Here is an 11,966-nt window from a genome sequence, read left to right as displayed (position 1 = left end):
CCCTATGGAATATAGAGCTAAAGCCGCTTAAGTGACTTTTTATTATTTCCGCTGTCTACTAGACAGGGGGCAGTTCAATATTTAAGACATCCTCTTTGTTATTTTAATAGATCTAAGCTTAATCACACAAAATCACATAAACATCCCATAGAATCCACACACAATTTTAGTTTAATATTAATACAGTGTTAATGAACTTTTTCATAACCCACCTCTTTTCTTTTAGGCACACTTACTCTCTAGTGTGTCTTTTTTTTCGGTTTTGAATTGAACAATCTTCAAGGAATAGTAAAGGCCGATTATGATTTAATTCTCATAGTGCAGAAGTTTTTTCAAAACTAGGTGATTATTTATATGTTGTTCTATCAACAGGTTGTCCTGTTATTTATTAACCTAAAAAATGATTTCCTATCCCTACTATATAGTTTTATTGTTTTACACTTATTCTGATACGAACAAGCAAAGAGGAGTAATTCAGTTTTTCTTATCCTAATCCTTTAAAAGTTTCTCACTCTCAAATGATATTTACCTCCTATATTACCATTAGGAGTATACACCTTTATTTTATACTCACCTGACCCATATTGATTCAAATCTACAGAATATAGTCTTTCCTGTGAGCCAGCAGTTATTGATTCCCCAATTAAACTTCCATCGGGAGCATATACTTTGTACTTATAATTGTAACTATTATGTAAATTATTTAGCCAAAAATTACATTCTGATCCTTCATTTATGTCTAAATTCACGTAATATTCTACAGAGTCATCATTAAGTAATTCTTCAACACTTAGTACAGCATCCGCTATTTTTTCGACAGGTGCTGAAGCATTTCCTGCTTCATTGATATCATTTTCCAACACATATGGAATTAACAGAATACCCATCATGCACATTGCAGTAACAACACCGATTATTGGGAGTAACCTTATTTTGAATATTTTTCTGTTATTTTTTTTATTAATGTTATACTCTAACTTTTGTCTTAACTCAAATTGTTTTTCTGGATTCCATTGTATGCTTTCATCCAACGTTTTTATATGCTTAAATGAATTTTCTTTAGGAAAATTGCTCATATACATATCCACCTGCTTCTAGTTTCTGTTGAAGTTCCTTTAGCGCTCTAGATAATGTAGTTGTCACTTTACTTTCTTTCCATCCTAAAATTTCACTAGTTTCTTTAATCGATAATTCTTCTATCTTTCTAAGAATAATAACTTCTCGGTATGAAGGTTTCAGCTTTATAAGAGCTTGGTACAATTCTTTAAAATGTTCATTGATAATGATTGTATTCTCTATTGAGGGTGCAACTTCCTTCTCTTTTGAAGATGACCTCATACGCTCAACTACATTTAATTTCTTCCTTCTAAAATAATCAATAGAAATATTATGAGCAATTTGAAATAACCAGGTTTCTACTTTTTCTTGTTTTTTTAACTGATAATATGAGTTATCAACTTGCATAAAAGTTTCATGAGTTAAGTCTTGTGCAATATGGTAGTCATTAGTAAGTACAAAAATAAATTTAAAAATCCGACCACTATATAGATCATAAAGATGAAGTATATCTTTTGCGATATTATCTCTCCTCATATTCCCTCCTCCTATATTTATTTTACAAAATATTAACATAAACATTTCAAATATTCATTTGCCTTCTATCAGCATTACAAGAATTTAATATAGATAAACCTTTAAAATACTAATGAAATCAATCAAAACCATTAATATTTTGATATTCACATATAGATCCCTGCTTTATCAATTATTTGTGAAAAAGTGACAACCATCCAACACATATACATTTATGACTGATAATTTATGTGTAACAAAGATCAACTGTGATTTGCGAATAAGCTTGAAATGAACTTTTTTGGGGAGGTTTACAGCTAGGTAAAATGTAAAACACCATTATCATAATGTCTCATAAAAAATAGCTGTTATCTTTTTTGAGTAGTTATTAGTTCTGAAATCCATTAACTCCCATTCTGAATTTAACTCTTTCAGTATAGTTACAGTTTCAAATTATTAAAGAGATATACAACAGTTTTTAACCTTCTGTTTACCACTAACCTCCTTAAACATTTCATTTCTCGTTGATGAAACAATGCGTGAAAATCTATCTTAATGTTAGTACGGAAAATAATTTTCGACAAAGCAAAGTTATAAAACTAATATTTACAGTTGTTTAAGCTCTAGCAGGTTTGTATAACTATAAATACTATTTGAGAATATAGTTATTATATGAAGAGTAGGGAAATCTAAGTTGTATATTCTTCAAACAGTTTGTTTTGATATGTACATAATAATATTAATGAAAAGTTGTTATTTACAACAAACGTGTTAGTTAGTTTTTAACTTCAGCAAAGCTCTGTTAACAAGTATAGTGATCTTAAGATCCACAAATACCCAATATGGTTGCATAGCGTTATCACTGATTCTTAATATAATATAAAAAAGCCCCTGCTCCAAAAGTAGGGGCTAATGTGAAGTGAAGCAATCCCATCCATTTTAAATTATGTTCCCCTATCCTTTTTGGTGTGGGCCAGACAAAAAAATAAAAATAGCTATGATCAAATCAGCAATAATTTCCTAATGATATTGCTCTTGTTGCTAAGCGTGTTTTTAATAAGGTTCTTTTCATAAACTTAATTGCAATTGAGACTAAGTTAGAACAGCAATAGATAATTTTATGAAATTGACCTACGAGATAAAGTACCACGAATCCTTGGCTTATACCTAGTTATTTCTTTGTTTAAAAGCAACACATAAACAACCTTTAGTAGACATCACAAGGGTTTTCTGTTTTCCCACCGCAATTACCTGATGCTTCGACATTACCTGCACTGAAAGGTGCTAATAATCCGAATATCATAACAAGCGTAATTAGTTTTTTCAACAGTCACACCTCCTAATTAAAATATCCTGACAATGCGAATTATAGTCATCTTCATATTAATCAGTCTCATTATATAGGGCATTTTAAAGCATCACAATAGAAATTCTCCAAAATAAGGAAATTATACTAACAAGAAGTATTATGGCAATTTATCTTACTGTGACAAATGATCTATTAAATAAAATCGTATGTAACATGATTTGAAAAATTTAACAATCTAAACTTTAGATAGTTATCAAATTACTCAACATGTGAGCCAAACAGTACCATCAATGTTAACCGGCCTCCTAATTTATCCTTTACATAATCCATGAGTAGTAAGCTCTTTTATGTCTATATCCACTTATTGAAACAAAAGAGGTTGTATGTTATCTCATGTAGAATGAGTTACTTGTAAGAAGAAACATCCAAATTAGTAAATTACTTAAAGAATTCAAAATCGATGCATATGTTTTATAACAGAATACACAAAATTAGAAATACAGCTGATATTTACAATCATCTTTCTTGAATTCACCTCCTTTATTTTGAGGCTGGGACATAAGTGGAAAACTAACTGGTTTTTATACATTAAGCAAAAATAAAACCGCACGAAATCAAGGTTTATAAATATGATTTCGTGCGGTTTCTTCATTTTAATTGGGTTTTGTCCCAGCCTCTTTGTTAAATCGACAATGAAAAATTACTAAGGCTATTATGAAACAGAGCCATATCATACTGTGCCCTTCATATAGGAATTTAATCAATATTAGTTAATCAATAAGGCATTCATTGATCTAGTATTAACAAAAGCTCCAGCGACACCCCCTTGAGATTCAACGACAGATGCCATCAGCAAAAGGTCTCCTGAAACACAAGGTAAGGAAACCGTAAAGTTTGGATTTGTGTTATGCTCTACATCGAATCGAACAGGCTGCTGTACTCCACTCACAGTATCTAATAATATGGAAGAGGCAGGAGAGTAGTTAGCTTCAGCTGATTCAAGCATTATTTGATAAGCGATTTCATATTTGTAGGGTAATTGTACGGGCTCGATACTATCTTCCATACCAACCACAAAAAAATTTGACTGAAAGAACCCATCAAGTTTCGTCTGTCTTCCATATAAATGTTCTGGTATTCTTAATCTTAGTAACTCTACCCTACTTCCGTCTAATGGGAGTTCTACAGGTCTTTCTTCTTGGGTAGAGAGAAAAACTGGAGAATTGTTCTTAGTCATTTATTCACCCCCTACATCATGTCAATTGACACACCCTATTAGAAAATAATAGTTCTCATATAAAAGAATGTCTCAAAATAGTTTATTCAGTAAAAAATACAATGTTTGGATACATCACATAGGTTGTATATGGAAATAGAGATCTATGACAGAAGAAAACGTACTGAAAAGGAGATGTTTTTAATAAATGTTCTAGTTAAGTTGAATACGAGTTAGTCCTTCGTCACTGCCATTGATATTTGGTAATCATTCAAAAGCTTATCTAACTCTTGACTACATCGAATAACCTTATCACTTGTAAGTCCCTCTCTTTCAGCTATTTCTTTCATTTCTTCTCTTTTGTTTTCAATCATTTGTAGTAAGTTAGTCATCAAACTGACTCCTTCATACCCAAAATCTACTTAATACTATAGGAGTAGTGTAAAGTATAAAAAGATTCAGAATAGTGATATGAGTCACTTAGGTAACTTAACCTACTAGAGGAATATTGACATGCATATAAATTCTTTGGTCCTTGAAATAAGGTTTGATCTAAACGTTTAATCTATTAGTAAAAAAATTTTCAAAGAGCACTTTTCAACTTACCTTATTATCCGCTAAACTACTTTTCGTTCATAAATGTTAAAACAAACATTTCAAATAGTATTAATATACAACCAATTATCTTTTAGAGTGAATAAACTGTAAGTATCCTTTAATCTAGGAGGTGTACAGAATATGTCTATAAGCTTTTATACAACCTTAGATAACACAATTATTGTTGATGAGCAACAAGGCTTTTTTTCGTGCTTTCAAGCAACTGCTGATCAAGTCCCTAGTGAAGTGACAGTGTTTTCTACATTAGCAGACCCTAACCAAGGAAAGGATATAGAGACCTTTTCTTATGATTCTGAAAGTGGACAATTTTTCCCTCTTAACTTTGATGAAAATGGAACAATAATCTTTAACTCTACCATTAATGAAGAATTATCATGTGGATTTCTTCTTATAACTTTTAAAAAAGTAGGTATTTATACAATTGAAACACAAATTGCTGAAAACAACACATTCATACCGTTATTTTCTTCCACAGACGTTTATACAGTATTAGATGCTTAAGAGTTCCCTCTTTTACGTAACCTACATTGTTCATGATAGTGCTTTCTATAATAATTTTTTGTTGTGAGAATAACGAGTTTAATGATATATGGTTTCATTAACAATTGATTTATGCAAGACTGTTTTCATAATAATTGTTGTTTTTCTATGTAGGAAATAAGCATATCATTTACACAACTAGAGTTTTTTGCATTTGCTCTTCTTCTGAAACAAAATGCCTAACACCTAAATCCATTTCTAAAATACAAATTTGATGAAAATAGCAACAAAATATATAAAAAGAGCCTTATGCAAAGATATAAATTTGAAGCTTAGCTAATAGCGATAACTTTTTTATTTTCTTAAAATTGGAAGATAGAAATTTGACTTCTTAACTTCTTTAGTAGGTCTGGTTAATATGATAAGCTAGGCCTCTTTTTTTATTTTGGCTGTCTTCTTATTCATCTAGACATCCTAATTTATCATATGTATTCAAACATCTTTTTAAATAAAAAGGTATTTATTGTAAAGAATAGAATAAATAATACAAGGAGGTGTATACATGACTGATATAAATTCACTTGAAATCCATTGCCAAGAATGTTCATTTTGGTTTCCTTCACCAGTAAAAATTTATGATAGAAGAACATATGATTTTACTATCATAATAGGTACTACAGTCACATGCCCCAAATGCAAAGGGTTAATAACCTGTAATAAAGAAAATCTTCGTTTTGATAATGGTGAGACTCTCAATATAAATATCCATTGACCAGCGTGCCTTGGTTTTTAACCACGATACTCCCATTGTGAGTACTGATTTTCGAGACAACCTGTTCAAAAAGGGCTGATATAATTGGATTTTGGTTATTCAATTGATTTTATATTTATTACTTTTTTTCTTTTGTTTTGGGTTGTCAATCTACTTGCAATGTATTGGGTTATTACAAGGGCTGTGAAAAATGGCGTTGATAAATCTATGACAAAGAAAATGATTGAAAAATTACTAGCAGAACGAGATAAGATTTAACTATTTTTAACACCTATGCTTAAACAGTGAAGGAACTTTTTGTTAGTAAGTTTTTAACCTAGTAAATAATTACTATTTGTTAGGAGTGAATCTGTTGGAGTTTTTATTTTTGATTTTATTTGCTATCCCTATCCTCTTAATTGCCTTATATGAAATAATAAAACGTGCTGTAAAAAATGGAATCGATGAATCCATGACGAGTAAACTGGTTAGACATGATATTAAAAAAAGGCACAAGTCAAATTAACCCTTAACGTAAATGTGAAACTTCTTCATGTACCCTATCCTATATCAAACACATATGTGACTATCAAAGCTGTGAATTTCATTAGTGAACATTAGAAACGATGACTCCTCTCCTACTCCTAAACGTAAATAATTAATATAAGGTTATTAATTAAGAAGCAGATGTTATAAAAAGACTAAGTAACATACTGATCTATTTAGTGATGATTTTTATGCTTGCGCTGCATTTGGTAAGCTTCTGAACATTCTTTCGGAAGGCTTTAATTGGTTCTACCTCGCAAGTGTAGGCGTTGTTCTTATTTGTTCAGGAGCAATTTATAACGGAATGTATTCTACTTTAACCTTAAATTCGAGGATGATCATTCAGAAAGAGTAATGGGTATTTATCACTTATTCTTTATAATCAGAGTAAATGTACATAATTAGCCCGACTAAAGCTAAACCAATAGAGAATTGAATTAATAAATCTACCTGTTCATCAGATAGATAAAAGAATACCAAATATGCATTATTAACTGGTTGATGATTCGATAATGATAGAGCATTTAGAGTAAATATGGTTATTAGAGATATGCCACTCAACCTAAGATAATCTTTATTTTTACTCTTTACAATACCAACAATAATGAAAATTAATACAAATAACAGAAAGAAAGCTTTCATTTTATTTCACCCTCCTATATACAAAAACACAATAGAAAACTCCTTGGCATTTTTTATTTGTATAACAATCATTAGTCTGTGTAATTCTTAACATCATCCTCTTCAAATCCAATATAGTCAGTCCAAAAACCTAAGGCCTTATTGTCCTTAAACTCTTCACATTTATTAAGGCTGTTTTTTCGCATTGATAGTTGCTTTTCGTATTAACAAGTAAACCTAGCATCTTCTCTACTGTACAACGATGAAACAATTAAAACTACCTTTTATAGTACTAAATTGATAACAATAGTAACAATGTTTACGAAAAATCCTTTATTAAAGACTTTCTTTTATTTAAAGTCGTATTTCTATTTATCATGATTACCGAAAAGCCAGCATATTTGCTGGCGCTCATTGTGGTGTAATTGCTATTGCTTGAGGATTAGTACCAACGCTAACAGTTGAGATTACAGAATGCGTTTTTACATCAATTACTGTTACTGTAGCACCGAGGTTATTCGCAACATATGCTCGTTTTCCGTCGGGTGTGAAGGTGACATCTGCTGGAAAACGACCTACTTGAACTGTCGCAATGATTGATTGTATTTTTGTATCAATAACTGTTACTTCGTCTCCGAATAAAGTAGTTACGTACACTAATTTCCCTTCTGATGTTATTGCAATATCATTTGGTAGGTCTTCGGTGTTCCCTACTGGAATTGTAGCGATTACAGAATGAGTTTTAACATCGATTACAGATACTGAACCTATGGCATTTTGGTTTCCATTTAATAAATATGCCATTTTCCCATTTGGTGTAAATACGATATTGCTTGGCATATTCTCAACTGTCACAGTAGCAATGATCGAGTGAGTATTTGTATCTATGACGGAAATATTTCCTGAAGAATTATTTGAAACATAGAGTAGTTTCCCACCCGGTACAATAGCTATAACCCTCGGAAAATCTCCAACAGGAACAGTAGCAATCACATTGTGAGTCTTTGTATCAATAACTGACACACTCCGAGATTTAGAAACAAAGACCAACTTACCATCAGGTGAAATAGCAATACTTCTTGGCTCTATTTCAACATCAACAGTAGCAATGACCGAGTGCGTCTTAGTGTCAATAACTGATACGTTACGCGAGCCAAGGTTCGTGACATACGCTAATTTACCACTGGGAGTAAAGGCGATATTATTTTGAAAGTTAGCATTATTATTTATCGGTATTGTAGCAATGATTGAATGTGTTTTGATATCTATTACAGATACAGTGCCCATAAAATCTCTATCGGTTTTCAGAACATAAGCAAATTTGCCGTCAGGAGTGATTATTATTTGGTCGATTTCCAACAAATATTGTAGCGATCACGGAATTCTTCTTAGTATCGATAGCAGACACGGTGCCATCTCCATTTGCAACATAAGCCAGTACCATTGTACCGACCTCCTTTAGTTGTTATAGTTCAGTGTATGCGCGACAGGTTTATAAATGAATTTGCGATAAAGGAAAATTTGATCGAAAATGAATAAGGTCATGCCTTTTGTACTAATTTTTTTCATCTAACTATTTGCTTCAATGATCAACAAAATAACGGTTAAGAAACATGTCAACAACTGCAAATAAATAAGTCTTATAAATATAGAAAAGTGTATAAGAAATTCAAGAGATAAATTAAGCCACGGGGACTATTAATGTAGTGACTATTACTAAATTTTGAACGAGCAATATTTTTAGCATATAGGGGTAATAGAAGTGTAGATGTACGGATTTGAATCATTAGATACTCATTGATAATCTACGAGATTGAATATGAATTTTCTCAATAAAAAGTAAATCCTTGTTTGCTGTATTATTTACCAATCCTATTTTTCTATTATGCACCCTATATAAGGTTTATAATGATGTAGGATCGAGGTGTGTTTATGATGGTCAATAATCCAGCAGGATTTTTTCAGCGTTTAGGAGCTTTAATATTAGATATTATATGTGTATACTTGCCACTTGCTATTTTCAGTCATTATCTTATTGGGATAGATCTATTACATATTGATTTTATTTTCGTCCTATATATATTTTTAGCTCCAGTACTTTGGTACGGTTACAATGTTGGAAAAAGACTATCAGGTATTAGAATTATTAAAAAGAATGGTGCTGATGTTACTTTATTCACCATGTTCATGCGAACGTTCCTTGCACAATATGTATATATTTTAACAATAGGAATTGGTTTGCTAATTAGCATATTAATGGTGTTAATTCGTAAAGATTGTCGTTCTCTTCATGACTTTATCGCAGGTACATATGTAACTAATGATAAACCAGAAAAAGTATAAAAATACCCGGGTACATGAACTTGTGCCCTCACCCAAAAAAACAATCCTATTATTGTAATTCTGTTTCTTTCTTGTCACCACCATCCCTTAGGCAGAATTTATTACTAATCAAGGTAACAATCATCTAGGTAATTTTGCTTAAATTACTATGTGAATGTTTCCACACCACACTCTTTGTTAGTGATGTAAAACTCACCGAACTTTGATGATTTGATAGCTACCTCTCTGTTATTAATACGATGAAACAATAGCAATGAGGGAACTGCAACAAATTTCCAGGTACACATCGGAAAATGAGTTTTAACTAAGTAATTTTTTTTCGTCCACGGTATGATTTTCATAGGTTCTCAAGGCATGATAATAGTTAGATCAAATATTCGTTAATATTTGCTCTATTAGGTCTATTGGAGATTTCTAAGTGTCATTAAGTGATCTGGATAATGATTAACAGGTGTAATTCCCTCTACATCTGCATTCTCCCCGATAATAAATACTTGATCGTTACTTAACCCAATATTTAAATATGCTTCTATATCTGTTAAAGCATTTCCGTAAGCAAAGTCTACTGAGCCTCCTCTATTCAATACACTTAGTAAATAGTCTTCTTTATAGCCAGCTGCGTCATTAGCAAAAGATCCTCCCGGATACGTATGTAGCAATCCAAATGGAAAGTCATAATCAATCAGCCATTTTTGTGAAACACTTGATAACCAATATGGTCTAGCAGTTAAGTAAATAATATTGTAACCTTGTTCAACATAAAATTTTACAACCTCATTAGCACCTTCATACATTTCTGCCCGATATGTCTCTGAAAAATATTCATCAGCATACTCTTTTACCGACTCAAGGTCATCAGTTGTCAACGTACCATCAATATCAAAAACAACAAATTTTTCATTTTGGTCAATGACTTTAATAAACATATTTGTAAAGGTTGCATCACCTTCAACATGTAATCTAACTAGGTGCAACCCCCTATCTAACTTTTGATCTTCAGGGATATTATATAATATTCGACCATCTGAATTAGTTTTTTCCCTACCTATCTTTCTCCAAATAGCATCGTCCTCAGCAAATGACCATAAATAAATTGAAACCCATTCGCCTTCAAGGTCTTTTCTTATATCACCATATTGGAATTTTCCTTCTATTACTTGTGGTTCAGTCGTGTTATAGATTTTGTCATAGCCATTATGATGTGGAGTATGAGTTGTTATGAAATATTGATTAAAAAAACCGTTAAACCCCTCCGGTTCAATGCTAGGAAAAGCATCTGTAGCTAAGTCAAAATATAGCTCACTAGAATTCTCTGAAGCGTATACTTGACCTTTTAGTGTAATAATGAATGGTACTAGGACGATTAATGAAAAAATGATTTTTTTCACTCTACCATATCCTTTCTATATGTTTTTTGCTTCCTACTAAACTACTCAATCGTATCATAGAATACACTACACAAACTACAGATTATTGTTAATTTTTTGTATTTTCAAAATTTGAGTAATTTGCTAATACTTATTTATAGTTTTTCCCTTTCTCCTACTCTACGAATAAGTGAGAAGAGTTTACCTATTATTCATGAACCCCTGAAGAAATAAAATTGATTATTTACAAAAAAAAGACTACTTTAAGACTTTAGTATACAAGTGAATCATTTAGTTTACTAAGTTAAACTAGGGCTGTTTCCAACCCTAGTCTCGTTTGATTATTTTCATTTATCCTTCTAAAACTCCGGTAATAATTGAATACGAAAATGGCAATTTCTTTTCTATTATGACAACTCGATCACCTATTATAATTACTTTCTCAATGTCAATAAACCCCGTAATTGCTGTTTCAGTTAGTCCTACTCCGACATCTGCTTGTGTTACATCTGTTACAATTTCAATAGTTGGTTGTCCTAATTCAACAGACATAAACTCACCTCCTTTTGTTTGATAATTTCATAGTATTCATGTATAAAAAAATAGCTTGGATACTAGTTTACGAAAACAAAAAAACCCTGCATTCAAATATACAAATGCAAAATTTTACTATACTTTTTAGTTTTAAAGCTCATTCTAAGGTACATTTTTCAACTGTACAACGTTAACACACGTATTAAACAGATTCGTATGAATGTAATTTAATAGCAACAGCAACAAACTTTTCAAAAAAATTCTAAATAAAAAACGTTATGTTTTATGATAGTTCTTTTTATTGGTGACTTTTGTTATATTTATTAAAAATTATATATAAACATAGACAAAAAAATAAGAGCCCCACGAAAAACATTACTCCACCTAGTGTAATATAAGAATATAAGTATCCCTCTTTAATGATTAAGAATTCTTCAGAATTCATACTTCCTCCCATTTTCTCTCTCAAGTATTTATTTGCAGTAACTGAACCATAATTAACACTATTCATTAAAAGAAGCAAACCCAACAATGTAAGGGATAAAGTAAAAAGCAAAAAACCGTACAAGTTCAAAAACTTCTTCATATCCTCTCTCCTTATCAATGTGT

The 11,966-nt window shown here is 31.2% G+C and carries 13 protein-coding genes; 4 read left to right on the top strand and 9 right to left on the bottom strand.

The genetic code is table 11. The features are described 5' to 3' along the window. Positions 1-497 precede the first annotated feature (497 nt). From JM172_RS22190 to JM172_RS22175, 4 genes are all read right to left on the bottom strand, one after another. Entirely contained in the window at positions 498-1,076 is a 579-nt protein-coding gene (locus JM172_RS22190; RefSeq protein ID WP_214484535.1) for a hypothetical protein, read from the bottom strand. Beyond that, positions 1,060-1,593 carry an RNA polymerase sigma factor gene (locus tag JM172_RS22185; RefSeq protein ID WP_214484534.1) on the bottom strand — a complete coding sequence of 178 codons (534 nt, stop codon included), beginning with the start codon at positions 1,591-1,593 and terminating at the stop codon, positions 1,060-1,062. Before JM172_RS22185 ends, JM172_RS22190 begins: the two co-directional genes overlap by 17 nt. 2,054 nt (positions 1,594-3,647) lie before the next feature. Next, on the bottom strand, positions 3,648-4,118 hold the full coding sequence (locus JM172_RS22180; protein WP_214484533.1) for a hypothetical protein: 471 nt from the start codon (positions 4,116-4,118) through the stop codon (positions 3,648-3,650). A gap of 212 nt (positions 4,119-4,330) precedes the next feature. Then, complete coding sequence (locus JM172_RS22175; RefSeq protein ID WP_250886837.1) at positions 4,331-4,489, bottom strand: aspartyl-phosphate phosphatase Spo0E family protein; 159 nt, start codon at positions 4,487-4,489, stop codon at positions 4,331-4,333. 346 nt (positions 4,490-4,835) lie between these two features. Between JM172_RS22175 and JM172_RS22170 the strand changes: the two genes are divergently transcribed. The 3 genes from JM172_RS22170 (at position 4,836) to JM172_RS25525 (ending at position 6,472) form a co-directional block, all read left to right on the top strand. After that, on the top strand, positions 4,836-5,216 hold the full coding sequence (locus JM172_RS22170; protein WP_214484532.1) for a hypothetical protein: 381 nt from the start codon (positions 4,836-4,838) through the stop codon (positions 5,214-5,216). Between the two features lie 835 nt (positions 5,217-6,051). Further along, the gene (locus tag JM172_RS22165) at positions 6,052-6,225 is read left to right on the top strand and encodes a hypothetical protein (protein ID WP_214484531.1); all 174 of its coding nucleotides are present in this window, start codon (positions 6,052-6,054) and stop codon (positions 6,223-6,225) included. Positions 6,226-6,310: 85 nt separating this feature from the next. Further along, complete coding sequence (locus tag JM172_RS25525; RefSeq protein ID WP_352224032.1) at positions 6,311-6,472, top strand: DUF6019 family protein; 162 nt, start codon at positions 6,311-6,313, stop codon at positions 6,470-6,472. Positions 6,473-6,861: 389 nt separating this feature from the next. Here JM172_RS25525 and JM172_RS22160 read toward each other — a convergent pair whose 3' ends face one another. The 3 genes from JM172_RS22160 to JM172_RS24940 all read right to left on the bottom strand — a co-directional run bounded on the left by JM172_RS22160 (position 6,862) and on the right by JM172_RS24940 (position 8,557). After that, positions 6,862-7,134, bottom strand: coding sequence for a hypothetical protein (locus tag JM172_RS22160; protein WP_214484530.1), 273 nt, complete (start codon positions 7,132-7,134; stop codon positions 6,862-6,864). A 390-nt stretch (positions 7,135-7,524) separates the two neighbouring features. Next, the gene (locus tag JM172_RS24945; RefSeq protein ID WP_250886836.1) at positions 7,525-8,400 is read right to left on the bottom strand and encodes a beta-propeller fold lactonase family protein; all 876 of its coding nucleotides are present in this window, start codon (positions 8,398-8,400) and stop codon (positions 7,525-7,527) included. A gap of 40 nt (positions 8,401-8,440) precedes the next feature. Next, on the bottom strand, positions 8,441-8,557 hold the full coding sequence (locus JM172_RS24940; protein ID WP_250886835.1) for a hypothetical protein: 117 nt from the start codon (positions 8,555-8,557) through the stop codon (positions 8,441-8,443). Between the two features lie 491 nt (positions 8,558-9,048). On the opposite strand from JM172_RS24940, the gene JM172_RS22150 reads away from it, so the two are divergent. After that, positions 9,049-9,456, top strand: a complete 408-nt coding sequence (locus tag JM172_RS22150) for an RDD family protein (RefSeq protein ID WP_250886834.1) — start codon at positions 9,049-9,051, stop codon at positions 9,454-9,456. A gap of 401 nt (positions 9,457-9,857) precedes the next feature. Here JM172_RS22150 and JM172_RS22145 read toward each other — a convergent pair whose 3' ends face one another. Further along, positions 9,858-10,844 (bottom strand): LNS2 domain-containing protein, encoded by a 987-nt coding sequence (locus JM172_RS22145; RefSeq protein WP_214484528.1) that lies wholly within the window; start codon positions 10,842-10,844, stop codon positions 9,858-9,860. 330 nt (positions 10,845-11,174) lie between these two features. After that, a complete protein-coding gene (locus JM172_RS22140; RefSeq protein ID WP_214484527.1) occupies positions 11,175-11,375 on the bottom strand; it encodes a hypothetical protein in 201 nt (66 codons plus the stop codon). Positions 11,376-11,966 lie beyond the last annotated feature (591 nt).

The sequence above is a fragment of the Bacillus sp. SM2101 genome (genome assembly GCF_018588585.1).
Lineage (GTDB): Bacteria > Bacillota > Bacilli > Bacillales > SM2101 > Nanhaiella > Nanhaiella sioensis.
Note: the sequence above shows the minus strand (reverse complement) of the source record. Positions and strands in the feature narration are given on the sequence as shown.